Consider the following 26345-nt stretch of genomic DNA (forward strand, 5'->3'; position numbering starts at 1 on the left):
CTGACACTGCGCGGGATATGCTCCACGGATTCTGCACCAGCAGCTTTATGCGTCCATATCTAACTGTTCGCACTCTGCACCCAATGCCCCATTAATCTCAGCAATGACCGACTCAGGCACCTCGGTATCCACGCGCAAAATAAGGACAGCGTCAGACTCTTGCTTAGCGTGAGTAAGCGCCGCCGCCACGATATTAATTCCAGCAGCACCTAGCTTGGTGCCCACCGTTCCCAACGCGCCCGGAGCATCCGCATAACGGAAGAAGAGATTGCGGCCAGTAGCGCGCATATCGACACCACGGCCGTTGATGCGGATAAACTTTTCGGTTCCATCGATGCCGATAAGCGCACCGGTCAGCGAGGAAGTTTCTCCATCAGCACCGATAACTTTCACCTGCAAGGAGGAGCGGTGCCCCTTGGATTCCGCGTTGGTAGATACCTCCACCTCTACCCCACGGCTCTGCGCAATCTGCATAGCATTGACAAATGTCACCGGTTCCGAAGTCACGCCGCCAAACAGACCCCGAACAGCAGAAAGACCTAAAACTTCTACATCCTCGGTAGACAGCTCACCGCAAGCTTCTACTTCAACGGCAACGGGTGCCTGCCCCAGCAGACGTCCAGCCGTAAGTCCTAGCTTGCGTGCGAGATCCAGCCAGCCAGCAACTTCTTCTCCTACAGCACCACCGGAGACGTTTACCGCATCTGGGACAAACTCACCGGCGAGAGCTTTGAGCACCGAAGCCGCCACATCGGTTCCTGCTCGGTCCTGGGCCTCTACAGTGGAAGCCCCCAAGTGCGGAGAAACGGTGACCTGCGGCAGCTTAAAGAGCGGAGAATCAGTACATGGTTCCGTAGCGTAGACATCGAAACCCGCGCCCCGGTGATGGCCCTGTTCGATAGACTCAGCCAAGGCCCCCTCATCCACCAAACCGCCGCGAGCCGCGTTAATGAGAATCTGCCCCTTCTTCGCCTTAGCCAAAAGCTCCTTATCAAACATTCCGGCAGTCTCTGGGGTCTTTGGTAGATGAATGGTCACAAAATCAGAACGAGACATCAGCTCTTCCAATTCGACCAATTCCACGCCCAGTGCCGCCGCACGAGCCGGGTTGGCATAGGGGTCGTGGGCAATGATGGTCGTTTCAAAAGACTTCAGACGCTGTGCGAAGAGCTGACCAATGTGTCCAAAACCAACAATACCGATGGTCTTTCCATATACCTCCACGCCCTTGAAAGAAGAACGCTTCCATTCCCCCTCGCGCAGCGACTGGTCGGCTGCTGGTACCTGGCGCGCCGTCGCCAAGAGCAATGCAATGGCCTGTTCGCACGCCGAGTGAATATTAGACGTAGGTGCATTTACCACCATGACACCCTTGTCCGTTGCCGCCGGAATATCAACGTTATCTAGGCCTACTCCTGCACGGCCCACAATTTTTAGCTTTAGAGCTGCTTCTAAAACCTCTGCATCAACAGTAGTTGCAGAACGCACCAGCAAAGCCTCTGCATCCGGAACTGCGGCGAGCAACTCCGCACGGTTTGGACCGTCCACCCAACGAACCTCAACTGAATCCCCCAAGGCCGCAACAGTGGATTGAGCTAATTTATCGGCAATAAGGACTACCGGCTTCGACATATCTTCCTTCGCTTAAGTGTGATGCGGTGCACGCGGAATTTCCGCGTGTCAAGGAAGTGTAGTTCAGGAAGGAGTGCCCTGCTTGATTTTTGCCTTAAATTCTTTCACTCGACCGAATTCCGGACCAAGGGCTACCAAGGCACCGTCTTCAAGGCCAGCAACAGCGGCCATGCTGTGCTTATCCTTCAAAGGATCAGCAGTTGGCACCACCAACACCTTGCCGCCATAGGCTGCCGCCGTGATGACGTTCGCGATAGGACTGTCTTTCGTCGCGATGATATTCGGCGCCATCTGGGCATCTCTGCGGGACTGTGCTGGGACAGGTTTTTTCTTTTTCCCATCAGCCTCAGGCTCGCCTTCATACGGCACCCATGCGGGGCGCAGCTCCACTTGGGGAGTCTTGTCCAATCGCGCAATATCTTTGACCATTTGCTCAGGGGAAGCTACCACCTTGGAGCCGTATTGGAATGCCGTAAACTCTCCCAGCGCTTTGTGCGTACCTGGATCCTTAATCACCTCGAAGTCCCCAGATGTTTGTGTCCACGGCACATCGCCGACAATCACCAAGCGTCGTACTCCCAGGTCCGTGAGTAGCTTATGGATTTCCAAACGCCTAGCGTCGTCATACTGCACCGCAGGCAAATGCTGGTTTACCGCCAACGTTGCTGCGCGCAGAATTGATTTATCATCTGCGGTAAAGAGGACGAGCGAATCGGAATCTTCAAAAAATAGGCGGCTAGCCTCGATGCCTATGGGGTCATTGACGATGACAAACCTGCCGTCAAATTTCGGGTCAATCAGCCGGTTTTGGTTCTCCGCTTTGGCCTTGTTGAGGTCAATTTCAGACTCATCCAAATCAGACAATCCCCGCCTGACCAGTTTGGTTTCAGTAACTGGTGTGCCACAGGCAGCTAATGCGAGCGATGCGACAAGCACTGTGGCAGTCAGGCGCACAGAATTAGCGATCAAAAGCTTGCGGGCCTTCCTCTCCACCAAACAGGTTTGCTTCATCCACATCACGGATGACAGGTTTACCTAAAGCATATTCCACGATGTCAAGGAACCGTTGACGACGGTCTGCTAGGAATTCTCGCGGCTGTGACGCCCGCAGATAATCCAAATTCATATCGTGGGACGCTAGTACCTCATCAAATTGCCTGTCTTCCATGATGGACTTGGACTGAACGCGCGGCAGGTAGCGGTCGGGAGCGAAGCCATCGAGTACTACCTCAGTTCGCTTGCCCATTGGGGTGTAGTTCATTACGGACTCCGCCAAAACGGGGTCCACTCCGTGGCGCTTGCACCAATTCAGCGGGAACACCGGGAAAAAGCCCGGCTTAAGCTCTTCAAATGTGCGCCTATTAAACGCCTTTCCTGTGCGCCAATCCTTTGCGCCGCGCGCCATGAGGAGGGCATAGAGACCATGCCATACACCGTCCTTATCATCTACAGAGAGCAAACGGGATTCCCGGAAGGTGGCATCGGTGACAGTCTTCGGGGCCTCATCCGTTGCGCCCGCTACCCACTCGGTGACCTCATCCACGTCGCGAGCGGCGCGCAGCTGCACTGCAGACGAGCCATAAAGCTCGCCGAAGACGCCGCACCAGAACCATTGGTTCATGCGGTCCCACGATTGCTGGGTAGACAGCGCTCCCCCGCGTTTAGCCAGGCGGGCAATGATGACGGCTAGAGGAACAATCTGTTCATTAAACGGAACCTGATCCGTATTAAGGATGCATCGTTCCGCCAAAAACTCAGATACCTCACGGAAAGTAATGCGTAAATCATTGGCCGCCGCCTTATACTCCGTTAGAGACAGCTTTAAGATGTCCTCGCGCTGCCCACCAGCACGGCCCTTTTCTCCGGAGACTAAAAGCGATACTGCAGAAAGAAATTCTGTGCGCCCAATTCCGTCCAAAGCTGGGGACTTACGCAGATCCTTTTCCACTTCTTGCCAATCAGTGGCCAGGTGGAACGTGGGATCCTCGGAAGCAAATACTGCGGTGAGTAGATCGAATACGTCCATTTGCAGGCCTGCCGAATTTGCCTGCGAGAAAATCGACCCGATGCCGGCTCGCTCTGTTTCTCGGGAAAGCCGAATCATCGGCAGGTCATAGCCGGACAATGGTCTAACGATGCGGTTATTAAATGCTGCTAGCTCCGCGCTGTATTCCTGCTTGGTCGCTGCAAGCTCAAAGAGCATGCCAACGCCATCTTCACTCAATAGTGAAGCAACGGGAATGCACATATTCTCTAGGGCGTCTTCCCGCGAAAGAATGTCCCCCTCAATCGTCGGTGCAAAGTGCGATCGAATTTTTCCTTTGTGATCGACTGCAAAGATGGCGTCATCCGGCATAATCTCGCCCCGCACGGCAGCTCGAATATCAATGAAGAAACGGCGATGAATTTTCTTCTTACGGAAGTCAGTTGTGTCTACAAAGCCCTCGCCGTTGAAGCAGTGATACAGCGTGGTCAAACGCTGCTGTCCGTCCAAAAGGAGCAAGCCGGGGTCGACGCCGGTATCCGGCGCGCCGGCGAGGGCGCGGGGGCGAAAGCGCATCTTTTCGTTTCGAGTATCAAGTGCCATAAGCGCCCCGATGGGATAGCCGCGCAGCACAGAAACAATGAGTGAACGGATGCGATCTTCGTCCCAGGCGTAGCTGCGTTGGAAATCAGGTAGCTGGATGTCCCCGCGATTAATCCGTGCAAAAAGGTCTTTGAGATCATAACTTGGCGTCGTAAAGCCCATGCCCGACATCCTACCCCCAAGGATTAATTCTTTCCTGCCGATAATTCAGAAAAACCCACGGTGAACACCCCTAATTCACCGTGGGTTTGGCGCTATTCGCGCGGCCTTATGTGCTAGGCCGTAGCATCCAGTGGGTTCTTGACCCAGCTCATCAAATCGCGCAGCTTAGCGCCGGTCTTTTCAATCTCGTGCTGTGCAAATTCCTCGCGCAGGTCCTCCAATTCCTTGTTGCCGCCCTCAATATTGGCCAGAAGGCGCTTGGTGAAGGTGCCATCCTGAATATCAGACAAGATGTCTTTCATGCGCTGCTTGGTATCGGCATTGATAACGCGGGGACCGGAAATGTAGCCGCCAAACTCTGCGGTATCAGATACCGAGTAGTTCATATTGGCGACCCCGCCTTCAAACATCAGGTCCACAATCAGCTTCATCTCGTGCAGAACCTCAAAGTAGGCCATTTCTGGCTCGTATCCAGCCTCAGTCAGAACTTCAAAGCCGGTACGAATCAGGTATTCCACACCGCCGCACAAGACGGCCTGCTCACCGAAGAGGTCCGTAACCGTCTCTGCTTCGAAGGTAGTTGGGATAACGCCGGCACGCGCACCACCGATGGCTGCGGCATAGGACAAGGTCAGATCGTGGCCTTCACCTTTAGGATCCTGCTCAGTAGCGATGAGGCACGGAACTCCCTTGCCATCTACAAACTGTCGGCGAACCAAGTGACCAGGTCCCTTAGGAGCAACCATTCCGACGGTGACATTGGCCTGCGGCTCAATCAGCTTGAAGTGAATATTCAAACCGTGGCCAAACAGCAGTGCATTGCCATCTTCTAAGTTAGGGGCGATTTCCTCTTCAAAAATCTGCTTCTGAGAAGTATCTGGCGCCAGCAGCATAATGACGTCTGCCCACTTAGCAGCCTCTGCCACGGTCTTAACCTCAAAGCCTGCTTCCTCAGCCTTGTCCGCCGACCTGGAACCCTCGCGCAGGCCGATAACAACCTCAACGCCGGAGTCACGCAGGTTTTGCGAGTGTGCATGACCTTGGGAACCGTAGCCGATGACGGCTACCTTGCGGTTTTGAATGATGGACAGATCCGCATCATCGTCATAAAAGGTCTCAATTGCCATGTCCTAATCCTCAATTCTGTAGTGATTGAAAGTTCAATGAATCAACGTCCCACCCACTATTGTATCAGTATGTGGGATTTAATGCCCACCTAGTGATACATTAATTTCGGGGTGGAGCCAATGCTTTGGGCCCACGCCCTAAGGCCACGTCACCCGACTGCACCAGCTCGAGTACACCAAAAGGTTCTAATACATCCAGTAGCGCCGCCAGCTTTCCCGGGGTACCAGTCGCTTCTACTACCACGGATTCTTGCGCCACATCTACCACGCGAGCGCGGAAAATATTGACGGCATCGACAACCTGGGGCCGGTTGGTATTATTTGCAGCCACCTTGACCATCATCAGAGCTCGCGCCACGGTTGCGTCAGCCTCAAGCTCAACTATCTTGATGACCGGAACAATTTTATTGAGCTGCTTAGTTACCTGCTCCATAATTGTCTCGGATGCATCAACCACGATAGTCAGCCGGTTGATACCCGGATTTTCCGTTTGGGCGGAAACCAGGGAAATGATGCTATAACCGCGCCGCGAAAACATTCCGGTCACCCGCGACAGGATTCCCTCTACGTCTTCCACCAGGACAGACAAGGTATGCCGGGAAACGTCAGTGGGTGCCATGCCTATACCTCCTGGATGGTCTCGTCGATATCGGCAGGACTTTCTGCTGCCGATTCAGTTTCATCGAATAGCGGGCGCAAACCGCGGGCGTATTGAATCTCTTCGTTGGACGCCCCACCGCCAATCATCGGCCACACCTGGGCATCTTCTCCAACGATGAAGTCAATAACCACGGGGCGGTCGTTGATTGCGCGGGCTCGTTCAATCGCTGGCACCACTTCTTCCTCGCAGGTGACCCGGATGGCTTCACACCCCAGTGCTTCTGCCAAGCGGACAAAGTCCGGGGTATAGACATCGCGCTCTCGCAGCTTGGTATGGGAGTAGTTCTCATTAAAGAACAAGTTTTGCCACTGGCGGACCATGCCTAGGTTGCCGTTATTAATAACGGCAACCTTGAATGGAAAGCCCTCCAAAGCTGCGGTGGTTAGCTCCTGGTTGGTCATCTGGAAGCAGCCATCACCGTCAATCGCCCATACCTCTTTATCTGGGCATGCTGCTTTGGCGCCAAGGGCTGCTGGTACCGCGTAGCCCATGGTTCCAGCTCCGCCGGAGTTAATCCAGGAACGCGGCTGTTCAAAGTCAATAAACTGTGCCGACCACATCTGGTGCTGCCCCACTCCGGCGCAATAAATTGCCTCGGGGCCTACGGTTTCGCTGAGCTTTTCCAAGACAAATTGAGGATTTAGCTGCCCATCCGGGGTGGGATCATAACCACGGGGAAACCGCTCTTTGAGTCCGTCAAGGTAGTCCCGCCATGGACCTGTCTGCGGCAGATCCAGAGAGGAGTTTTTACGGTATTCCTTTAAAAGTCCCGCTAGTACTTTTTGCGCATCACCCACGATAGGCACGTCCACCTCGCGGATTTTGCCGATTTCAGCAGGATCGATATCCGCATGAATCACCTGGGCCTCAGGGGCAAAGGTTGAGGTATCCCCAGTTACTCGATCATCGAAGCGTGTGCCAATGGCAATGAGCAGATCCGCACGTTGCATCGCCGCGACCGCCGGAACGGTGCCATGCATGCCCGGCATGCCCATATGCAGCGAATGAGACTCCGGAAAGGACCCCAAGGCCGTAAGTGTGGTCACGACTGGAATTCCAGTAAATTCCGCAAACGCACGCAGCTCCCGTGCCGCCTCCGCCTTGATGACACCGCCTCCGGCATAAATAACCGGCTTTTCTGCTTGCGCGATGAGTTCAACCGCTTGCGCGATTTGACGGTGGTGTGGCTTGGTCGTTGGCTTATATCCGGGCAAATCGAATTCGGTTGGGAAAGAGTAGTCCAAGTGGCCATTTTGAACGTCTTTCGGAATATCCACTAGGACCGGTCCTGGGCGCCCTGTAGAAGCCAAATGGAATGCTGCAGCAATAGCAGCGGGAATCTGGCTAGGCTCCGTCACGATGTAGTTATGCTTGGTAATCGGCATTGTCACACCACGGATATCGGCCTCCTGGAAGGCATCGGTTCCCAAAAGATTGCTTCCCACTTGGCCAGTGATAGCGACGATGGGGACGGAGTCTAGGTTGGCGTCGGCAAGCGCTGTCACCAAGTTAGTCGCACCCGGCCCCGAGGTGGCAATGCACACCCCGACCTTGCCAGAAGCCTGCGCATAGCCTTCCGCAGCGTGTCCGGCTCCCTGTTCATGACGGGTGAGCACATGCCGCAGCTTGGTCGAGGTATGCAAAGCATCGTAGAGCGGAAGCACGGCACCGCCGGGAATGCCGAAGACAAGATCGGTTCCCAAATCTTCAAGAGTGCGGACAATGGCGTGGGCACCACTCATCCGCTCCGGAGCGTGGGCGCGTGAGGCTGCAGCCACCGAAGCGGGCGTGGGCGAAGTTGTCGTAACCACGGTTAATGTGCTCCTTGGATTGCTCTAATACTGGTCGTGATCATCGTTAACGCCTTTAGATATGAACAAAGCCCCCGCGGGCTGGTGTGTCTGCGGGGGCGAAAAGCGTCGACGTCATGAGCGCCGCGGTCACCGCCGCATTGGTACTACCTGAAGTCGAATAATGATCATGGACATGACTATACACCGATAGGTATTGCACTTAAGGCTATTACCCCCATTTGGGATCGGTTTCTCATATAGTGAGACATGTCTGAAAATTGGCTAGCCCTTGCCCGCCTCTGTGAATTAGGCTTGCACACTATGACTCCACCACATAAGGACAACAAACCTCATCAGTCCACCACCCAGGCAGAGGTTTTCAAGCCATCCCGCGACCACATCTTAGGCATCCTCATCCTGTCCACCATTGCACTGTTAAGCATTGGGTGGGCCCCCAAATACCTCGCATGGCTGTTTATCATCCCCGTCCTTGGGCTGTGGTGGGTCATAAAATCCCGCACCAAGGTCTCCGAATCCGGGATCGACATTTCCTATGCCTTCCGGAAAAAGGTCCAGATCCCTTGGGACGATTTTGCCGGTATCGGGTTCCAACGCTCCCGCGCCTTTGCTCGTACGAGAAGCGGCGCGGAGCACAACCTGCCCGGTATCACCTTTAACTCGCTCCCACGCCTTTCGGAGGCCTCCCGCGGCCGCATCCCGGACGCCCTTACCCAGGGCCGTGAAGCGGCAGATGAAAAGGTGGTTATCGTCCACCGCGACGGCCAGCAAGTCCTGCTCAGCAAAGAAGAGTATGCGGACTACCTTGAGCGCCACCCCGAGCTCAAGCCCTCGGCCGAAAACTAAATACGCCACCGACGCTCTCCCCCACATCCCTTGAAGGAATGGTGACTTTAAACCATGTTCCCGCTGCGCTCAAAAGTAACTACCGTCGGCCGCCAGGCCTCTGGCGCCCGGGCCCTGTGGCGCGCAACCGGCACCAAGGAAAATGACTTTGGTAAACCGATCGTGGCCATCGCCAACTCCTATACCCAATTCGTCCCCGGCCACGTGCACCTCAAAAACGTCGGCGATATTGTCGCCGATGCCGTACGTGAGGCCGGCGGAGTGCCCAAGGAATTCAACACCATCGCAATCGATGATGGCATTGCCATGGGCCATAGCGGCATGCTGTACTCGCTTCCCTCCCGCGAAATCATCTCCGATTCCATCGAGTACATGGCCAATGCCCACACTGCCGACGCCCTGGTATGCATCTCCAACTGCGATAAAATCACCCCCGGCATGCTCAATGCTGCCCTGCGCTTGAATATCCCCACCATCTTTGTCTCCGGTGGGCCAATGGAGGCAGGAAAGGCGGTCGTTGTAGACGGCGTAGCCCACGCCCCAACCGACCTCATTACGGCCATTACGGCCTCCGCCAATGATGAGGTCTCGGATGAAGGACTGACCCAGGTCGAAGCATCTGCCTGCCCCACCTGTGGTTCCTGCTCCGGCATGTTTACCGCCAATTCCATGAACTGCCTGACCGAGGCGCTCGGCCTAGCGCTGCCCGGCAACGGTACCACCTTGGCCACCCACACGGCCCGCCGCGGCCTATTCGAAAAGGCCGGCACCACCATCGTCGACATGTGCCGTCGCTATTACGGCGAAGAAGACGAATCGGTCCTTCCGCGCGACATCGCTACCAAGGAAGCTTTCACTAACGCCATGGCCCTAGACATGGCCATGGGCGGCTCCACCAATACCATCCTGCACACCTTGGCGGCCGCGCAGGAAGGCGACGTGGACTTCACCCTGGATGACATCAACGACATCTCCTACCGCGTGCCCTGCCTGTCCAAGGTAGCGCCCAACGGGACCTACCACATTGAAGATGTTCACCGCGCCGGCGGCATTCCCGCAATCTTGGGCGAGCTTCGCCGCGCCGGGCACCTCAATCTCAAGGTACATACAGCGCTATATGACAACGCCGAACAGTGGCTCGATGACTGGGATATCCGCAACCCTCACGCCACCGATGAGGCCCGCGAACTCTACTACGCCGCCCCCGGCGGCGTGCGCACCACGGAGCCCTTCTCCCAATCCAACCGCTGGGACGAGCTCGATACCGACGCCGCCAATGGCTGCATCCACGACGCCGAGCATGCCTTTTCTTCCGACGGTGGCCTCGTTGTCCTGCGCGGCAACCTCGCTCCCGACGGGGCCATCGTCAAGGCAGCGGGCGTCGAAGAAGAGCTGTGGACCTTCTCCGGCCCTGCACGGGTCGTGGAATCCCAGGAAGAAGCGGTATCTATCATCCTCAATAAGGAGGTTCAGCCGGGCGATGTCGTGGTCATCCGCTATGAAGGCCCGGCCGGTGGGCCTGGCATGCAAGAGATGCTCCACCCGACTTCCTTCCTCAAGGGCGCCGGATTGGGCAAGGCATGTGCCTTGATTACCGACGGCCGCTTCTCCGGCGGTACTTCCGGCCTATCTATCGGACACATCTCCCCCGAGGCTGCTCACCAAGGACTTATCGGGCTCATCGAAAACGGCGACACCATCTCCATTAATATCCACGAGCGCGAGCTCACCCTAGACGTGGATGAGGAAGTACTGGAGCGCCGCCGCGCCGCCCAAGAACAGCGCGAATCCCCTTGGACCCCAGTAAGCCGAAACCGCCCGATCACTAAGGCACTGCGTGCATATGCGGCAATGGCAACCTCAGCTGACCGCGGCGCGGTTCGCGTGGTTGACGGTTATGTGAATTAGCAGGAGATAGCTGCTAAATTGCTGTGCTTCGGTGGGGTGCGCGCCTTTTGCCTGCAAATCGCATAAGATATCCTGCGATGAAATTCGCGCGTACCCCGTTATTCCGCTATGCCCTGGCCTTACTGGGGCTCATTTTTGGCGCTCGGAAGATCGTCCAAGATATCCACATTACGGACTTCCCCATCGATATGGTGGTCTACCGCGAAGGCGTCAAGGCCTTCCTTGAATACCGCTCTGTCTACAGCGAACCCATGCTGGCTGGCGATATTCAATTGCCCTTTATTTATCCACCCTTTGGCGCGCTGGTCATGGTCCCACTGACGGCCTTCGATGGCATTGACCACGACATGGCAGGCGACATCGTGGTCGTCCTCTCGGATCTTCTCGTGCTCCTCTGCCTCTACTTTGTATTCAAGGCAGTGCTGAAAAAGCCAGAGTTCCTCCTGCCCGTCACCGCCATTACTTGGGCAATTGTATTGCGCTTTGAGCCGGTTGACCTCAATAACGGCTTTGCCCAAATCAATATCGTGGTCATGACGCTCGTTGTCCTCGACCTCGTTCCGCGCCGGCGCTTCCTACCGCAAGGAATCCTGATCGGTCTGGCGGCCGCCATCAAGATAACCCCTCTGGCCATGCTGCTTTACTTCCTCATGCGCAAGGAGTGGAAGCAGATTGCCACAGCGCTCCTTTCCGCTGTCGCGGCCACACTTCTTGCCGCGGCCTTCCGCTGGGACGCGTTCGTGGAGTTCTTCAGTTCCAAATTGCTCGATATGGGCTCTGGCGGCGACTTCGGCGTGGGGACTGATTACCAGTCCAATAGTTCTATCAAGGGCGCCATTCAGCGCATGTATTCTTCTTCGGAGGCCATGGATGCCAATGGTCTGGCTATCAACATTGCTTGGATCACCGCCTCCCTCGTGGTCATTGCATTCGCGGCGTGGCTTATTAAGCGCCTGTGCGAAGAGCATTTGCTTGTCGACGCCCAGTTGGTCACCGCCCTCACCCTCCTGCTCATCTCCCCCGTTTCCTGGTCACACCACTGGGTCTGGCTCACGCTCATCATCCCAGTCTTCCTTTACCGCGCTTGGAGTTGGCTTTCTACGGGATGGGCCGCGGGCAGCCTGCTTACCGTCCTCGTCGCCTGGTCAGCCATGCTGCTGACCGTCCCGCCCAAGTGGTGGTGGGGCGATCAAGTCGATGTCCACGCCATGGAGCGCTACCAGAAGTTCTGGGTGGATGACTTCGTGTGGCTAACCATACTGACCGTCGCACTTTTCGCAGCCGCTTTCTATGCCTCCCAGCGCAATAACCGGAACGCAAATACCGCTACTCCTGCCCCGCTAGCGTCTTAAGCGCTGCAAGGTGCGAATCGAATGCCGTCTTACCTTTGGCCGTGAGCATTACCCATACCGTGTCCTTGCCACGCGAGGATCCATACTCACGAAAGCGACTGACATACCCCTCTTTTTCCAGTGCGCTTAGCTGCTTAGACAGCGTGGCATCGGATTGATTCACCTTGTCTCGAATCGCGGCAAAGCGCATCTCTTTGTTGATGGCGCCTTCCACTGCCCCGGCAGCATTAAGTACCGCACAAATCTTAAACCGGTTAAGCGGGTGGATTACTGGATCAAGCTCACTCATCACCGCTCGCCTGCTTGTCGTCTCTATGGCCACGCGTGGACATATCCATTGCTCCCGAATTGAGAGCCCAAAACACACCCAAGCCCCACAGCGTGAATACGATGGCCGCAATCACCATGTGCCCTTCGAGAAAGGTCTGGAAAAACGTAGGGGCAAACATTAGAAAAAATCCGAGATAGTATTTCCAGTCCGGCTGCGGCTGGTCAAAAGGATTTTGTCTATAGCCTGCACGTACGTCACGCTTTTTAGCGCCTACCCAAAGGCCTACACCCACGCAGGCAAGTATGACTCCGAGAGATAACCATAGCGGCATACCTTCCCCAAATTGGCTCAGGCCAAACCACAGTCCTGCTAACGCCGCAGCAAACAATGCATTAAGCGCGGTCTTCCGCCCTGCGCTCTGGTCTTGCTCCATTTCTTCATTAAATGCCAGTGCCTCGTGCACGCTGTCTTCCATCGTCTCTATCCCTTTCACCCTCAAATTTCGTTGTTTTCCACTTTAGAAAGTATCATACTTTCCACTCGAGAAAGCAAGGGGTAAAAGAAAATCCGCCGCGCGTGCGACGGATAACCTTTTGGCGATTAGTTCAGCGGATTAACTCCCGCACCGAAGAACCACAGTGCTACGAGAATCGCTACGCCGATAAGCACAAAGACCCACGAAGTACCCAGTGGGCGGCGTGCCCACGAGCGTTTGAAGTCCAGGGAGATAAAGCCCGGGCCAGTGAACTGCAGGCCCACGGCGATAACGAAGAGGACTAGGGAAAGCCATACGGAATCTGGCCAGCTAAAGACGTCCAAGCCGGCACCAGTCTGCGCTATTTCATGCACGGCAGTAAAGCCGGTCACTACCAAGCCCAGCATGGCAGCCAGAGGCGTAATGAGTCCCAGCAACAGGAATACACCAGCGATAAGCTGCATGGTTGGAACCGCAATTGACAGTGCGGTATCCCAGGCATAGTTAGCAAAGTCGCCCTCTAGACCGGACAAGCCCTGACTATCACCGAGCTCGAAGAAGGTTTTTGCACCGGCAATGATTAGGTAGGCGCTCAGTGCGATGCGAATGAATAGCAGACCAAAGTCGATAGTGCCGCGGCGCCCATAGCGGTGGTAGCCTTCTTTTTCTTCCTGTTCCGCCTGCAAGCGGGCCTCGCGCTCCTCTACGGTTTCTGCGCTGGCGGCACCTTCTTCAGAGGCGTCGGCAGTAGCAAGTGCCGATTCCTCCTCGGCACTGACCGGCGTGGCCGACTCCGATTGCGCAAACGCTACGGTTTCCTCGCTGGCGCCGCTTTGCTGGCGCGCGGCTTCATTCGCGCTGGAGTAGGACATTACCTCAGTTTCAGGGTGGTCTTGCCGTGCCTGGGAAGGCTTGATCTCCTGCGGCTCAGCGCGGCCGGCGCGCTCGAAGAGGCCAGGTTTCGACTTCCCCTGGCCGGAGACAGAATCCTTACTAGCGGGCTTCGCGTTGTAGGTAGGCACGTCCATATCCTCATCAAACGGGGTGGCTTTATCCGGTTGCTGCTTATCGCTCATAGCTCCAACTTAGGGCACGTGCCTGCACTTTTGTGGTACCCACCACGGCGCGCCGCGCGAGCACGCGTGCTACGTCGCCACTAGATCGGCCGCAGCCTCGATTACCGAACGCGTAAGTTCGCTCAAAACCTCTGACTCCAAGCGCCAACGCTGCCAGTAGAGGTCGATATCGAGCGGGGAGTCGTCGAGAAGCACCAGCTCTTTTGCTGCCAATAGAGGCAGCGCTTGGGCCTGGGGTAGCAATCCCCACCCCAGGCCAACGCGAACGGCCTCGAGGTAGCCCTCGGAAGAGGGAATCTGTGACACCCGGGCACGCACCACGGCCGAATCAATGAAGCGCTCACGCATTGCATCATCCAGTACTTGATCGTTGGGCCCATAGCCTACAAGGGGCATAGTTTCCCAGGTCAGGTGACCGCTATGGAAGCTTTCTGCAATATGTGGTGCCGCGACTGGGAAGTACCGCATCGTACCTAAAAAGCTAGACTCGCAGCCCGAGACCGGCGTGGCTTCCCTCGTTACCGCGCCAAGCACATCGCCCCGCCGCAGCATAGCTAAGGTGCGGGCCTCATCCTCAATCCGGATGCGCAACGCGACGTCGCCCCGCCGCGCGGTATCGTTAAGAACCCTACGAAACCATGTCGCTAGGGAATCCGAGTTCACTGCGACAGAAAGCGGGACCCGGGCCAAGCGGTGACCTAGGCGGGCATCCGTCTCCGCCTGCACCAACGCCATGCGGCGTGCAGATTGAACCAGGATCTCCCCCGCTTCCGTGGCGGTTACCGGGGTGGCACGGCGAAGGAGTACTCGTCCGGTGCTCGACTCCAAGGCCTTGATACGCTGGCTCACCGCAGACGGCGATATACCGAGCACGGCTGCGGCAACATCGAAGCTGCCTTCGTCCACGATCGCAAGCAAAGTTTCTAGGTGCACCGGGTTCATGAAGCTATTCTAAACCAACTGAAGAAGCATTAACTGGACTAATCCAGCCTAAGAATTCACACTAGAAAGCATGTCCATCGTGCTTGCTGGTTTCTTTCTGGGATTATCGCTTATCGTGGCCGTCGGGCCGCAAAATGCCATGCTGCTTAAATTCGGCATCCGCCGTGATCACATCGGTTTAATCATTGCCGTCTGCGCGCTCTCCGACATCATCCTGATTACCTCCGGCACAGCCGGCGTGGGCTACCTGGTAGAAAAGTTTCCCAACGCCCTGCAAGTCCTGAAATACGTTGGCGCGGCTTACCTGGCCTATTTTACTTTTACCTGCTTCCGCGATGCGTTAAAGACCAAGGGCGAGGCCATTGAGGTCGAATCCACACAGCCTAAGGTCCCGCAGGAAGTAGCCACCTTCGATGGTTCCACGTCACGCAGCACGACGAAGACTAAAACTCGGGTGGAGATAAAGCGCTCCCCCTCCTGGGTTAAGCCACTATTGACCGCCCTGGCCTTAACGTGGCTGAACCCAGGCGCCTACGTAGACGTGGTGGTCATGCTTGGCAGCATCGCCAACCAATACGGCGAATCAGGGCGCTGGCTCTTCGCCGTGGGTGCTATCTGCGCCAGCTTCACTTGGTTCCCCTTCATCGGCTTTGGCGCCGCACGCTTTTCCCACGTGTTGTCCCGACCCACGGTATGGCGCTGGATCAACTTCGGTATCGGCGTCATCATGATTGGCCTAACGCTCAAGTTGCTCCTGCTCTAGGGGCCGGGTTCAAAGGGCCGCCTAGTTACCGCGCACGCGAGATGCAGTGGCACCGGCCCAACGGTTGATGCCTGCGTCGTGGGCGACGTCGTCAATCGCGCCCAGCTCCTCCGCACTGAAGGCGAGGTTATCCAATGCCCCCAGGTTGTGCTCGAGCTGCTCCACCGAAGAGGCGCCCAATAGCGCCGAGGTTAGCGTGCGGTCGCCTTGGTCGCGCAGTACCCACGAAATAGCCATCTGAGCCAAAGACTGCCCACGCTTGCGCGCAATATCGTTAAGAGCGCGAATCATGGACAGGTTCTCCTCATTGAGCCAATCCTTTTCCAAGGTCTTATCTTTTGCCGCGCGGGAATCTGCGGGAATGCCATCAATATAGCGATCCGTCAGCATGCCCTGTGCCAGCGGCCCGAAGCCGATGACTCCCAATCCGCTACGCCCAGTGACGTCAAGCAGCGACTCGCCGTCTTCGCCGGGACGTTCAATCCAGCGGTTGAGAATGGAATAGCTCGGCTGATGAATCAGCAACGGACAGCCTTCCTCTTCCATAAATTCCACGGCCTCCGCGGTAAGCTCCGGCCCGTAAGAGGAAATGCCCACGTAGAGGGCCTTGCCGGAAGCTACGATATCGCGCAGTGCATACAGGGTCTCTTCCAGCGGGGTATCTGGATCCGGGCGGTGGTGATAGAAGATGTCCACATAATCCAAGCCCATTCGCTTGAGGGACGCGTCCAAGGAGCTCACCAGGTACTTGCGGGAGCCACCAAAGCCGTAGGGGGAATCATTCATCACCCAGCCGGCCTTGGAAGAGATGATCATTTCATCACGGAAGGGACGGAAATCGCGAGCGAAAATACGGCCGAAGTTGGCTTCGGCGGCGCCAGGTTCCGGGCCATAGTTATTAGCCAAATCGAAATGAGTAATCCCCCGGTCATACGCTGCGCGTAGAATCTCGCGCTGCGTGGCCAGGGGACGATCGTCTCCAAAGTTCTGCCATAGACCAAGGGAAATGGCCGGCAACTTCAGACCAGAGTTACCTACTCGGCGGTACTCCATCGAATCATAACGGTCAGATGCGGGTGCATAGATACTCATGACACCCATTGTCCGCTTAATTCTTCGGTTTGTCAGCCTTCGGCTGCTGCTCATCTTCCTCGGGATCGCCGGATGCACCGGTTTCTTCGACCCACTTTTCAATTTCTTCCGGGGTACGGTCGGTTTCTACCGCATCACGCTCGGTGTAGTAGGAGTAATCGTGGCGCTTTTCTTCGTACTTTTCCTTGTCAAAGTCCACGTCATCGTCGCTGTCGAGTTTCTCGGTGACTTCCTCCACCAGCTCATCATAAAGGGCCTCGTTATCCATATTGGAGTCCTCGATGTGCTGGCCAATTTCATCGTCGTAGCGCTCGGCGTCATATTCCTTGTCCGGGTGCAGCTTCAGGTGCATGAGGGCACGTACGCGCTCGCGGCGCACTGCCTCGTCCTGGATCTGGGACTGGCTACGGAACCAGGCAAAAACCAAGATGGCGACCATGAGGATTCCCATGTAGCCAATGATTGGGTAGATGTAGTTCATCAAGGTCTTAAAGCCGGCAAAGGAAACAGCGAAACCAGCCAAGCAGCCGATGACGAAGATGACCGGGTAGCGCTTCTCATGGCCGGCAGACAGGCGCTTACCCAGCGCGTAGAACATGCCGATGGCGGTATTGAAGATCATCAAGTAAATGATGACCGCCATGACAGCGCCCAATGTGGGATTGACGTCATCGACCAGAGACAACATCGGAATATCGGAGCCTTGTGCCTTATCCGAGTTCATCAGCAAAGAGAAACCGGCAAGCCCCATCATGACGGAGTAGATAATGCCGCCCACGACGCCGCCCCAGCCGGCCTCGCGCGGGCTAATATTATCGCCGCCGATAACCAGGGACATAGATACGGCTAGCATCAGAGCAAGGCCGTTGTAGTTCAGTGCGGAAATCAGCCAGTTGCCAATCGGAGTATCGATCTGACTGGAGGCGTCCATGGCAGCACCGATATCATCCGGCATATTAAGTGCGGTGTAGATGGCTACACCAATGACCGCAATGATGATGGTCGGCGTTACCGCACCGATAACCTTGGAAACCTTATCCACGTCGAGCATGCCAACAATCAGAACCAAGACCAGCATGAGCGTGGAACCGATCCACGTCTTCCAGCCAAACTGCTGCTGCATATTAGAGCCGGCACCCGCCAACATCACAAAGCCAATGGCAAAGAGGGTGATGATGACCGCCACATCCAGCAATTTGGAGACGATCGGGTGGGTGACATTGCGGAAAACAGTATTGTGTTCCGAGGCGTGGAAATAGCTTCCCAACTGCAAGAACACTGTACCTGCAAGGGTCATGATGAGTGCGGCGATAATGATGCCAGGAACACCCCAGGTACCAAAGGCAGTGAAGTACTGCACCACCTCTTGTCCCGTGGCAAAGCCTGCGCCGACCAACAAGCCCACGAAGGACATTGCAATGGCGATAATGTTTTTAGAAGACACAGTTGCCTAACTTTTGTAGCGAATATCTCTCGCATACTGGTGCGCGCGGCCCCTATGTCCCCCACTCCCCAGCACGTGGGCTACACAACACCGATATGCGTTCCTTAAGGAATGGTACGTAAGTGACCCGCCAAACACCTACTGACGCATACCGATGTTGTGCTAAATCACATATGGAGATTCAGTGAAATCAACCAAACGCCTTAGTCTTCGAAGGTTGCGGTATCAATCACAAAGCGGAATTTCACATCGCCGGCAACCACGCGCTCATAGGCAGCATCGACATCGTTGACGCCGATCTTCTCAATGACGGCACCAATGCCGTGCTCGGCACAAAAGTCCAGCATCTCCTGGGTCTCGGCGATACCGCCGATATTATTGCCCGTAAGCACCTTACCGCCACCGACGAGGCTGCCCATATGGATTCCCAGGTCCTCTGGTGGCAGCCCCACCACGGACATGATGCCGCGCGGCTTGAGCAGCTGCAGGTAATCATCGAGGGAGTACTGGGCAGAAATGGTGGATAGGATGACATCGAATTCGCCGCGGTGGTTGGCAAAGAAGTCTTCGTCTTCACCGGTGGCCAAAATGTGCTTCGCACCAAGCTCGTAGGCTTCCTTCTCCTTGCGCAAGGAGCGGGAAATCACGGTCACTTCTGCTCCCTTGGCCGCCGCGATCTGGACACCCATGTGGCCCAATCCGCCTAGGCCCACTACAGCGACCTTGTCACCTTCCTTGACCTGCCAGCGGGCCAGCGGCGAATAGGTGGTGATTCCCGCGCACAGCAGCGGGGCTGCTTCATCAAAGTCAATACCCTCGGGGATGGTGCACACGAAGCCTTCATTGACGACTACCTTCTGTGCATAGCCACCTTGGGTAATGGTGCCGTCAACGTCTTCGGAGTTATAGGTTCCTACATTGCCGTTAAGGCAGTTCTGTTCCTGTCCATTGCGGCATTGCTCGCACTCGCCACAGGAGTTTACTAAGCATCCCACGCCAACGCGGTCGCCCACCTTGAACTTAGTGACCTTATCGCCCACGGCTTCTACAACACCAGCGATTTCATGGCCCACCGTCAGTGGGAAGTGGGCTTCGCCCCACTCGTTTTGAATGGTGTGGATATCGGAGTGGCAAATGCCTGCAGCTTTGATATCAATGACCACGTCATCTTCGCGCGGATCGCGGCGCTCGATTTCTACGACCTTAAAGGGTGCTTCAGGGTTTTCCTTTTGCAATACTTTGCTCTTAATTGACATGCCCACAACCCTACGCCCAACCCTACTGACCTCGCCTAACGAAAATAATCACCAATTTTGACAGGAAATGAGGGCACAAAAAAGCCAGCCACGCGTCCTGTTCGAGGAAGTGCGAGCGCGGCTGGCTTAACGTGGTGCTTAGTTCAGCTTCTCTGCGATGAGCTTATTGACCTGACCAGGATCGGCCTTTCCCTGGGTGGCCTTCATGACCGCACCCACAATGGCACCGGTTACCTTCTTATTGCCGGCACGGTACTTCTCCACGATGTCCGGGTTAGCTGCCAGCGCATCATCCACGGCCTTTTCAATGGCTCCATCGTCGCGCACGACCTCCAAGCCGCGCTTTTCGACGACCTCGTCGACGTCGCCTTCGCCCGCCAACACGCCATCTACCGCCTTACGCGCCAGCTTGGTAGTCAGCTTCCCCTCATTGACGAGCGCGATAACGCGAGCCACCTGCTGCGGGGTAATGGACAAACCGGCAAGGTCGGTTTCCTCCTCGTTGGCCTTGCCTGCTAGATAGGAAACCCACCAAGAGCGCGCCTCGTCCGGCTTCGCGCCGGCCTCAACGGTATCCACGATGAGGTCGAGTGCGCCGGCGTTAACCAAGTCGCGCATCTCTTCATCCTTGATGCCCCACTCTTCCTGAATGCGCGCACGGCGAACCCATGGCAGCTCCGGAAGGGTCTGGCGCAGTTCTTCTACCCACTCGCGTGGGGCGATAACCGGCGGAAGATCCGGGTCATTGAAGTAACGGTAGTCCTCCGCGGTCTCCTTCGGACGCCCCTTGGAGGTAGTGCCGTCGGCCTCCTGGTAGTGGCGGGTTTCCTGATCAATAGTGCCGCCATCTTCGAGTACCTGTGCCTGGCGCTGCATCTCGAAGCGAACCGCCTGTTCCACAGAACGCAGGGAGTTGATGTTCTTGGTCTCGGTACGGGTGCCGAATTCTTCCTGACCCACTGGGCGCAGAGACAGGTTGGAATCCACTCGCATCGAGCCCTGATCCATACGGGCATCGGAAACGCCTAGGGCTGCCACGAGCTCACGCAGGGCGGAAACATAGGCCTTAGCCACCTCCGGTGCACGCTCGCCGGCGCCGACGATCGGCTTGGTGACAATTTCAATGAGAGGAATGCCCGCACGGTTGCAATCCACCAAGGAAGCCGTAGCACCGTGAATTCGGCCGTCCACGCCGCCCAAGTGGGTCAGCTTGCCGGTGTCTTCCTCCATGTGCGCGCGCTCAATTTCCACCCGCCACTCGGTGCCGTCCTCCAGCACTACGTCCAGGTAACCGTCGTAGGCAATCGGCTCGTCATACTGGGAAATCTGGTAGTTCTTTGGCTGGTCCGGGTAAAAATAGTTCTTGCGGGCAAAGCGAGAAGACTCCGCAATGGAGCAATTAAGCGCCAAGCCAATCTTGATGGCGCCCTCCACGCCCTTGGAATTTACTACCGGCAGCGCACCGGGCAGACCCAGTGAGACCGGGTCAACGTTGGAGTTAGGCGCTGCGTTGAAGTTCGTAGGAGAGGTAGAAAACATCTTGGTTTCCGTATCCAGCTCTACGTGGACTTCCATGCCCATTACCGGTTCGAACTTTTCTAGGACCTCATCGAAGTCCATCAGGTCATACATCGCAGCAGTCATGCGTGCCATCTTAATACGTCCATGCGCCCGCGCGCTCACGCCCCTAAGCTGAATATTATGACTACACTACATAGCGTTGATGCCGCGCTTATCGATGCCCCATTGATCAACATCGCAGTCTTCCGCACTGCTCCTACCCCTGATGAGATAAGCGAACGGCTGACCACCACTTTTGGCGATCGCCTTGGAGATATCATGCCGGGCAAGAATCCGGGAAGCATCATGGTCGAGCTTGATGATTCCTTCTTATTGCACTACCTACCCGTCGATACCCCTCCCACCCGCGATAGCTATGGCCTCCACCCCATTTTGAGCGCGGATGCGCGCGGCCTCGATTCCGCCACCGCACAAATCCTCGTGTCCGTGCTTCCCCGTGAGACCGAACATGATCGCGCGAAGCAATTCCGCGAGACCCGCCGCGATCACCTTGAGCTACTCTCCAAGGCCACTGCGGTGGTAGCCGAGCACCCCGACTGCCTGATAGTCCGCAACCCCCGCGGAAACGTTTCTATCGCGCCGAATACTTTCCTCGAGGCCGTTCGGGATAACCTTGCCCCAATGCACATCGCTCCGGTGTGGCTTACCCAAAAAGAAAACAAGATCTTGGGTTATACCGTTGGGCTGGTCCAAGCCGGACACCCGGAAGTCCAAGCAGCGACCGAATCCATGGATCCCACCGATCTCTATTACAAGCTGGTCAATATCGCAGACCATGTTCTGCAAGGCGCCACCGTCAAAGACGGCGACACCCTCTCTTTCGAGCAAGGCCAGCCCCCACTGACCGTGCAGAAAGAGCCCTGGTATGTAGACGAATCCTATCCTGCGGTCACGATCAATTTCTAGCGGGTTTCCCGGTCCTAGTTCCGGGAATCCGAATAGCGGCAGATGGCTGCCAGCACCGCACCAGAGAGGTTGTGCCATACCGAAAAGACGGCTCCTGGCAGGGCGGCCAATGGGTTCATATAGGTCGATGCCAGGGAGGTGGCCAAGCCAGAGTTTTGCATGCCCACCTCGACGGCCATGGTGCGACGGGCGGCGATCGGCTGCTTGGTCAGCATTCCGGCCAGGTGGCCCAAGCCGTAGCCGCAGCCGTTGTGGATTACCACTGCGGCAAAGACGAGGGCGCCGGCGGTAGCGATGGTGTCGTGCGCGCCGCCGACCACGATGCACACAATGGCCGAAATGGCCGCAACCGAGATCCACGGCAATGCCGCGTTAATCTTTGCCACCACGCGCGGAACCAGCATGCCGATGAGAATGCCGGCGACTACCGGAATGAGCACCACCTTCACAATGGACCATGCCATAGACGAAGCGGAAACCGGCATATACTCCCCTGCCAGCCACAAGGTCAGCAATGGGGTAAGCACCGGTGCCAATAGGGTGGAAATCGAGGTCATGGTCACCGACAGGGCTACATCACCACGCGCTAAATAAGACACCACATTAGAGCTCGTTCCTCCGGGCGCGCATCCTACAAGGATGACGCCGGCAGCTACAGCATCGGGAAGATCCATCACCGCGACTACCAGCAGCGCCACCAGCGGCATGATGACAAACTGCGCTACCACTCCGATGAGAACGGGCAGCGGACGGCGTGCCACCAAGGCAAAATCCACCGGCTTGAGGGTAAGTCCCATCCCGAACATGACGATGCCCAGCAGCGGGGTGACCTGCGGAGCAAAGGAGGCTGCGGTATTCGGTGCGAAGTATCCAATCACTCCACCGATAATCACAAGCACGGGAAAGCCTAGCGCTGCAATAAATGCTTGGCGGTCTTGAGCTGCGGAGGGCCCAGTAGCCGCCGCCATCCGATTATCTGTCATGCTATCGATACTCATAGACAAAAGAATACGCTCCCACGCAGTGGGAGCGCTATCCTAATATTCGAAATGTGCGCGGTCTCTACCCAAAGAGCGCTTGTGCATTGCGGTAACGCGATTCCGGCACTGTCTTGAGGGTTCCCACTGCCTCCTCCAACGGAACTAGATCAATATCCTCACCATGGAGAGCTACACACATACCTGACTTGCCCTCATGGGTAGCACGGGCTGCGTGCACGCCGTATCGAGTTGCCAGAACGCGGTCATAGGCAGTCGGCGTACCGCCGCGCTGGATGTGTCCCAGCACCGTCGTTCGCACGTCATATCCAGTGCGCGCCTTGATCTCATCGCCAATGACCTGGCCAATACCGTTGAAAGTCTGGTGCCCGAACTGATCCACACCGCCGGCTTCAAAGTCCATCGTCCCCTCCTTTGGGAGGGCACCTTCTGCAACGCAAATGATGCCGTATTTTTCCCCCATCTGGAAGCGGCGCTCCATCGCCTTGGTGATTTCTGCGATATCGAAGGGCTCCTCGGGCACCACCGTGTAATGCGCGCCACCAGCCATGCCCGCGTGCAAGGCAATCCACCCCACATGGCGGCCCATAACCTCCACAATCAGAATACGGTTATGGGATTCCGCGGTGGTATGTAAGCGGTCAATAGCATCGGTAGCTACGGATACGGCGGTATCAAAACCAAAGGTGTAGTCGGTGGCATTGACGTCGTTGTCAATGGTCTTTGGAACGCCTACTACCGGCACCCCGTTATCGGATAGCCACTTTGCTCCCTTGAGGGTGCCTTCGCCTCCGATGGCAATGAGGGCATCCACTTCGGCATCGGCCATATTGGATTTAATCTGATCAAGACCCGCCTTGAACTTATCCGGATGCAGACGGCCAGTGCCTAGGATGGTGCCGCCGCGCAACAAAATGCGGTCGATTTCTGCATCATCATAGAGATCGCGACGACGGTCCTCCATCAGGCCCACCCAACCGTCTTCATAACCTACGACGGTATCTCCAAATTCATTGGATGCGGTACGCACAACCGCACGAATTACAGCATTGAGGCCGGGGCAATCGCCACCGGACGTTAAAACACCTAGACGCATACCTACCAATCTAGCGCGCTATTTTTAGCCCTGCAGAGTGTCCCGAAAGCAGAGAGCAGATACCAAGCCCACCACCAGCGCAACCACGATGACAAGGAGCGAATTAATAATTGCCACTGCTGGGTCACCTGTTTGCATAACGGCAGACACTAAGGCGACGCCCACTACGGATCCCACTTGGCGGGAGGTGTTATACACGCCAGAAGCAGCACCCATGAGCTCCGGCGAAACATCGCGCAAGGTGGTAGCTGCGTTGGAACCCCAGATGAAGGACTGCCCCACGCCAAGGCCTGCAATGGGTAGCCCGAGTACCCACGGCAGGGCGTCTACATGCATCACCCACCATGCCGCAAGCAGAGAAAGAATAAGGAGGGAAAATCCCACCACTCCAAGAATTCGAGGATTCACATAATCCGCCATAATCCCCGCGAGCGGAGATATCAGTAGAGAAACCAGAGCCATTGGCGCCACGATAATTCCGGCCTCACCTGCTGGAATGCCCTGCATGGTCTGCAGCCACAACATGATGGGTAGCATCACCGCAGCCGCCATAAACCCCATAGCAATGATGCCCACCGAGCCGGCAAGGTAATTGCGGTCGCGAAAGAGCATCAGCGGCACCAACGGGCTCGCCCCGCGCGCATCGGCGGTAGCCTGCAATCGAATAAATCCTGCGCTAGCGATTGCTCCGGCGAGCAGAATAAGCCAAATGGTCCAGCCCCACCCCAGTACCGGTCTCTGTTGGATGCCAAAGACAATCGCCGCCAACGCGATCAGAGAAACAACGGCCGATGGCGCATCGATGGACTGCGCGGTAGTAGGCAACTCGGGCACCCACAACAGCGCCAGCACGATGGCCAGCCCCACGAAAGGAATGTGTACCCAAAAGGCGGCCTGCCAACCGAAGTTCCCCACTAAGAAGCCTCCGGCGAGTGGACCGACAAGTGCTGCAATCGAGCCGATGACGCCCCACACGCCCAGCGCGCGCCCACGGCGCTCGCGGGCGAAGATTCGATTGATGACGGACATACTTTGCGGCATCTGGAGAGATGCCCCAACGCCTTGCACGGCACGCGCGGCAATGAGTACTTCTACTTGGGGAGCTATGGCACAAACCATCGCCCCGACGCCAAAGATAGCCACGCCCAGACAAAACATCCGACGTTGGCCCAAGACGTCGCCTAGGCGGCCGGCGAAGAGCAAGGGCACCACTGCAGCCAATAAATAGGACGCGGATACCCACATGGCCTGGTTCACACCCGCGCCCAGATCGCGTTGCAGGTTCGGCAGCGCGACCGCCACCATGGATTGGTCCAGAAGAGACACAAAGAATCCCAGGGACAGTGCAAACATGGCGCGCCATGCTTGGCGCTCAGGCGGCAAGTGCGTCTCCACAGTCATAGCCATAAAGTCTAGCGGGGTCAGAATTATCGGCCTAGACTGGCCGCATGTCCATGATTGATATCAAAAAGCCCCAAGACGTTTCTACCGCCACTACTGTCACCCTCGGCCTTATCGGCGGGTGGGTGACCGCCCGCGAGACCGGAATCCGCCCGCTCGGCGGCGTTATCCTCGCCGCCGCTGGCGTGTGGGCAGGCCGCTCTTGGGCAAAGAAAACCACTCCGGCTACCACTGCTGGCCTGTGTGCACTCTACGTGGGCGCATTCGGCGCCTCCCACCCGTTGGCGAAGAAGATTGGCGCCTGGCCAGCCGTCCTGAGCGTCACCGCGGCATCGGCGGGCGCAGCCTATGCGCTTTCCGACGCCAAGTAATCCCCCCCACACACAAAATGCGCACCATGCCCGAAGACATGGTGCGCATTTTTAGTTTTAGTGTGCTGCGAGTTTTTACTTGGCAACACTAAACTCGGCCGCCGCTTCCTTGCTACCCAAGGCAACGTTGCCGCCAGGGAGGTTAAAGAAGGAAGGCTTGGACTCAAGGAGGCCGAGCAGGGCGTCGGAAAGCTGCTGCGTATGCTCATCGCAAGCCGCGAGCGTGGAGTTAAACTCGCCGACGCTGATGGTGCCATCCGCTGCCACCTGGTAGGTGGTGGTATAGGTATTGCAGCCATCATTCATCACCAAGGAGTGGTCCTTGGCAAATTCGACGCTAAACTTTCCTTCTTCCTTAATGGAGTGGAGAGTTCCAGTGATGGTCTGACCCTCGATGTGAGGTTCCAGCTTCTCCGCGCCCTTCGGCAGCGGGGCAATAAGCCCAGAGTTGGTCGGCGCGGTCATGCTGAACCCCGGATCGATGGAGGGCACCTGCGCGGCATTGGCAACGCCCACGCCCATGAGTGCAGCGGCGGACAGCGAAAAAATTGCGGTCTTCTTGAAATGCATACCCAATAATTTACCCC

At 56.6% G+C, this 26345-nt stretch carries 24 protein-coding genes; 6 read left to right on the forward strand and 18 right to left on the reverse strand.

The features are described 5' to 3' along the window. Positions 1-45: 45 nt before the first annotated feature. The 6 genes from serA to ACLI1L_RS07640 all read right to left on the reverse strand — a co-directional run bounded on the left by serA (position 46) and on the right by ACLI1L_RS07640 (position 7980). A complete protein-coding gene (gene serA / locus ACLI1L_RS07615) occupies positions 46-1632 on the reverse strand; it encodes a phosphoglycerate dehydrogenase (RefSeq protein ID WP_411707266.1) in 1587 nt (528 codons plus the stop codon). Between the two features lie 63 nt (positions 1633-1695). Beyond that, positions 1696-2649 (reverse strand): hypothetical protein, encoded by a 954-nt coding sequence (locus tag ACLI1L_RS07620; protein ID WP_411708362.1) that lies wholly within the window; start codon positions 2647-2649, stop codon positions 1696-1698. After that, positions 2591-4381, reverse strand: coding sequence for a DUF262 domain-containing protein (locus ACLI1L_RS07625; protein WP_411707267.1), 1791 nt, complete (start codon positions 4379-4381; stop codon positions 2591-2593). Before ACLI1L_RS07625 ends, ACLI1L_RS07620 begins: the two co-directional genes overlap by 59 nt. Before the next feature lie 113 nt (positions 4382-4494). Then, entirely contained in the window at positions 4495-5508 is a 1014-nt protein-coding gene (gene ilvC, locus ACLI1L_RS07630; protein ID WP_411707268.1) for a ketol-acid reductoisomerase, read from the reverse strand. A gap of 100 nt (positions 5509-5608) precedes the next feature. Beyond that, on the reverse strand, positions 5609-6127 hold the full coding sequence (ilvN, locus tag ACLI1L_RS07635) for an acetolactate synthase small subunit (protein ID WP_086589129.1): 519 nt from the start codon (positions 6125-6127) through the stop codon (positions 5609-5611). 2 nt (positions 6128-6129) lie between these two features. Next, entirely contained in the window at positions 6130-7980 is a 1851-nt protein-coding gene (locus tag ACLI1L_RS07640) for an acetolactate synthase large subunit (protein ID WP_411707269.1), read from the reverse strand. 303 nt (positions 7981-8283) lie between these two features. On the opposite strand from ACLI1L_RS07640, the gene ACLI1L_RS07645 reads away from it, so the two are divergent. From ACLI1L_RS07645 to ACLI1L_RS07655, 3 genes are all read left to right on the forward strand, one after another. After that, positions 8284-8826: a PH domain-containing protein gene (locus tag ACLI1L_RS07645; RefSeq protein WP_411707270.1), complete on the forward strand. Its 543-nt coding sequence runs from the start codon at positions 8284-8286 to the stop codon at positions 8824-8826. A gap of 54 nt (positions 8827-8880) precedes the next feature. Next, complete coding sequence (gene ilvD / locus ACLI1L_RS07650; protein ID WP_411707271.1) at positions 8881-10734, forward strand: dihydroxy-acid dehydratase; 1854 nt, start codon at positions 8881-8883, stop codon at positions 10732-10734. Positions 10735-10811: 77 nt separating this feature from the next. Next, entirely contained in the window at positions 10812-12086 is a 1275-nt protein-coding gene (locus ACLI1L_RS07655; RefSeq protein WP_411707272.1) for a glycosyltransferase 87 family protein, read from the forward strand. Here ACLI1L_RS07655 and ACLI1L_RS07660 read toward each other — a convergent pair. The 4 genes from ACLI1L_RS07660 to ACLI1L_RS07675 all read right to left on the reverse strand — a co-directional run bounded on the left by ACLI1L_RS07660 (position 12061) and on the right by ACLI1L_RS07675 (position 14850). Continuing rightward, a complete protein-coding gene (locus ACLI1L_RS07660; RefSeq protein WP_023021708.1) occupies positions 12061-12375 on the reverse strand; it encodes a transcriptional regulator in 315 nt (104 codons plus the stop codon). The genes ACLI1L_RS07655 and ACLI1L_RS07660 overlap by 26 nt on opposite strands. After that, positions 12368-12832: a hypothetical protein gene (locus ACLI1L_RS07665; protein WP_411707273.1), complete on the reverse strand. Its 465-nt coding sequence runs from the start codon at positions 12830-12832 to the stop codon at positions 12368-12370. The genes ACLI1L_RS07660 and ACLI1L_RS07665 overlap by 8 nt, the downstream gene beginning before the upstream one ends. A gap of 125 nt (positions 12833-12957) precedes the next feature. Further along, the gene (locus tag ACLI1L_RS07670; RefSeq protein ID WP_086588775.1) at positions 12958-13908 is read right to left on the reverse strand and encodes a DoxX family protein; all 951 of its coding nucleotides are present in this window, start codon (positions 13906-13908) and stop codon (positions 12958-12960) included. A gap of 69 nt (positions 13909-13977) precedes the next feature. Beyond that, a complete protein-coding gene (locus ACLI1L_RS07675) occupies positions 13978-14850 on the reverse strand; it encodes a LysR family transcriptional regulator ArgP (protein ID WP_411707274.1) in 873 nt (290 codons plus the stop codon). Positions 14851-14920: 70 nt separating this feature from the next. On the opposite strand from ACLI1L_RS07675, the gene ACLI1L_RS07680 reads away from it, so the two are divergent. Continuing rightward, positions 14921-15613 carry a LysE/ArgO family amino acid transporter gene (locus ACLI1L_RS07680; RefSeq protein ID WP_086588773.1) on the forward strand — a complete coding sequence of 231 codons (693 nt, stop codon included), beginning with the start codon at positions 14921-14923 and terminating at the stop codon, positions 15611-15613. A gap of 21 nt (positions 15614-15634) precedes the next feature. Here ACLI1L_RS07680 and ACLI1L_RS07685 read toward each other — a convergent pair whose 3' ends face one another. The 4 genes from ACLI1L_RS07685 to gatB all read right to left on the reverse strand — a co-directional run bounded on the left by ACLI1L_RS07685 (position 15635) and on the right by gatB (position 21049). After that, entirely contained in the window at positions 15635-16714 is a 1080-nt protein-coding gene (locus tag ACLI1L_RS07685) for an aldo/keto reductase (protein ID WP_208612475.1), read from the reverse strand. Positions 16715-16721: 7 nt separating this feature from the next. Next, positions 16722-18149, reverse strand: coding sequence for a hypothetical protein (locus ACLI1L_RS07690; RefSeq protein ID WP_411707275.1), 1428 nt, complete (start codon positions 18147-18149; stop codon positions 16722-16724). A 203-nt stretch (positions 18150-18352) separates the two neighbouring features. Then, entirely contained in the window at positions 18353-19405 is a 1053-nt protein-coding gene (locus ACLI1L_RS07695; RefSeq protein ID WP_086588771.1) for an NAD(P)-dependent alcohol dehydrogenase, read from the reverse strand. A gap of 138 nt (positions 19406-19543) precedes the next feature. Beyond that, positions 19544-21049 carry an Asp-tRNA(Asn)/Glu-tRNA(Gln) amidotransferase subunit GatB gene (gene gatB / locus ACLI1L_RS07700; protein WP_086588783.1) on the reverse strand — a complete coding sequence of 502 codons (1506 nt, stop codon included), beginning with the start codon at positions 21047-21049 and terminating at the stop codon, positions 19544-19546. Between the two features lie 57 nt (positions 21050-21106). On the opposite strand from gatB, the gene ACLI1L_RS07705 reads away from it, so the two are divergent. Continuing rightward, positions 21107-21892, forward strand: coding sequence for a DUF4261 domain-containing protein (locus ACLI1L_RS07705; protein ID WP_411707276.1), 786 nt, complete (start codon positions 21107-21109; stop codon positions 21890-21892). 14 nt (positions 21893-21906) lie between these two features. Here ACLI1L_RS07705 and ACLI1L_RS07710 read toward each other — a convergent pair whose 3' ends face one another. The 3 genes from ACLI1L_RS07710 to ACLI1L_RS07720 form a co-directional block, all read right to left on the reverse strand. After that, a complete protein-coding gene (locus ACLI1L_RS07710; RefSeq protein ID WP_208612476.1) occupies positions 21907-22875 on the reverse strand; it encodes a bile acid:sodium symporter family protein in 969 nt (322 codons plus the stop codon). A 79-nt stretch (positions 22876-22954) separates the two neighbouring features. Continuing rightward, on the reverse strand, positions 22955-23986 hold the full coding sequence (locus ACLI1L_RS07715) for an ATP-dependent 6-phosphofructokinase (protein ID WP_023021719.1): 1032 nt from the start codon (positions 23984-23986) through the stop codon (positions 22955-22957). Positions 23987-24010: 24 nt separating this feature from the next. Further along, complete coding sequence (locus ACLI1L_RS07720; protein ID WP_411707277.1) at positions 24011-25387, reverse strand: MFS transporter; 1377 nt, start codon at positions 25385-25387, stop codon at positions 24011-24013. 47 nt (positions 25388-25434) lie between these two features. Here ACLI1L_RS07720 and ACLI1L_RS07725 point away from each other — a divergent pair, with 47 nt between their 5' ends. Further along, positions 25435-25758, forward strand: a complete 324-nt coding sequence (locus ACLI1L_RS07725; RefSeq protein WP_005323344.1) for a hypothetical protein — start codon at positions 25435-25437, stop codon at positions 25756-25758. Positions 25759-25833: 75 nt separating this feature from the next. Here the strand turns inward: ACLI1L_RS07725 and ACLI1L_RS07730 are convergent, their stop codons facing one another. After that, positions 25834-26328 (reverse strand): META domain-containing protein, encoded by a 495-nt coding sequence (locus ACLI1L_RS07730; RefSeq protein WP_086588768.1) that lies wholly within the window; start codon positions 26326-26328, stop codon positions 25834-25836. Between the last annotated feature and the right edge of the window lie 17 nt (positions 26329-26345).

Source organism: Corynebacterium sp. LaCa117, from assembly GCF_046717765.1.
Lineage (GTDB): Bacteria > Actinomycetota > Actinomycetes > Mycobacteriales > Mycobacteriaceae > Corynebacterium > Corynebacterium kefirresidentii.

Bases quoted from the DNA above. Each gene is read 5' to 3' on its own strand.
- serA (WP_411707266.1), bottom strand. From the start codon at position 1,632: ATGTCGAAGCCGGTAGTCCTTATTGCCGATAAATTAGCTCAATCCACT.
- ACLI1L_RS07620 (WP_411708362.1), bottom strand. From the start codon at position 2,649: ATGTGGATGAAGCAAACCTGTTTGGTGGAGAGGAAGGCCCGCAAGCTT.
- ACLI1L_RS07625 (WP_411707267.1), bottom strand. From the start codon at position 4,381: ATGGGCTTTACGACGCCAAGTTATGATCTCAAAGACCTTTTTGCACGG.
- ilvC (WP_411707268.1), bottom strand. From the start codon at position 5,508: ATGGCAATTGAGACCTTTTATGACGATGATGCGGATCTGTCCATCATT.
- ilvN (WP_086589129.1), bottom strand. From the start codon at position 6,127: ATGGCACCCACTGACGTTTCCCGGCATACCTTGTCTGTCCTGGTGGAA.
- ACLI1L_RS07645 (WP_411707270.1), top strand. From the start codon at position 8,284: ATGACTCCACCACATAAGGACAACAAACCTCATCAGTCCACCACCCAG.
- ilvD (WP_411707271.1), top strand. From the start codon at position 8,881: ATGTTCCCGCTGCGCTCAAAAGTAACTACCGTCGGCCGCCAGGCCTCT.
- ACLI1L_RS07655 (WP_411707272.1), top strand. From the start codon at position 10,812: ATGAAATTCGCGCGTACCCCGTTATTCCGCTATGCCCTGGCCTTACTG.
- ACLI1L_RS07660 (WP_023021708.1), bottom strand. From the start codon at position 12,375: ATGAGTGAGCTTGATCCAGTAATCCACCCGCTTAACCGGTTTAAGATT.
- ACLI1L_RS07665 (WP_411707273.1), bottom strand. From the start codon at position 12,832: ATGGAAGACAGCGTGCACGAGGCACTGGCATTTAATGAAGAAATGGAG.
- ACLI1L_RS07670 (WP_086588775.1), bottom strand. From the start codon at position 13,908: ATGAGCGATAAGCAGCAACCGGATAAAGCCACCCCGTTTGATGAGGAT.
- ACLI1L_RS07675 (WP_411707274.1), bottom strand. From the start codon at position 14,850: ATGAACCCGGTGCACCTAGAAACTTTGCTTGCGATCGTGGACGAAGGC.
- ACLI1L_RS07680 (WP_086588773.1), top strand. From the start codon at position 14,921: ATGTCCATCGTGCTTGCTGGTTTCTTTCTGGGATTATCGCTTATCGTG.
- ACLI1L_RS07685 (WP_208612475.1), bottom strand. From the start codon at position 16,714: ATGGGTGTCATGAGTATCTATGCACCCGCATCTGACCGTTATGATTCG.
- ACLI1L_RS07695 (WP_086588771.1), bottom strand. From the start codon at position 19,405: ATGTCAATTAAGAGCAAAGTATTGCAAAAGGAAAACCCTGAAGCACCC.
- gatB (WP_086588783.1), bottom strand. From the start codon at position 21,049: ATGACTGCTGCGATGTATGACCTGATGGACTTCGATGAGGTCCTAGAA.
- ACLI1L_RS07705 (WP_411707276.1), top strand. From the start codon at position 21,107: ATGACTACACTACATAGCGTTGATGCCGCGCTTATCGATGCCCCATTG.
- ACLI1L_RS07710 (WP_208612476.1), bottom strand. From the start codon at position 22,875: ATGACAGATAATCGGATGGCGGCGGCTACTGGGCCCTCCGCAGCTCAA.
- ACLI1L_RS07715 (WP_023021719.1), bottom strand. From the start codon at position 23,986: ATGCGTCTAGGTGTTTTAACGTCCGGTGGCGATTGCCCCGGCCTCAAT.
- ACLI1L_RS07720 (WP_411707277.1), bottom strand. From the start codon at position 25,387: ATGACTGTGGAGACGCACTTGCCGCCTGAGCGCCAAGCATGGCGCGCC.
- ACLI1L_RS07725 (WP_005323344.1), top strand. From the start codon at position 25,435: ATGTCCATGATTGATATCAAAAAGCCCCAAGACGTTTCTACCGCCACT.
- ACLI1L_RS07730 (WP_086588768.1), bottom strand. From the start codon at position 26,328: ATGCATTTCAAGAAGACCGCAATTTTTTCGCTGTCCGCCGCTGCACTC.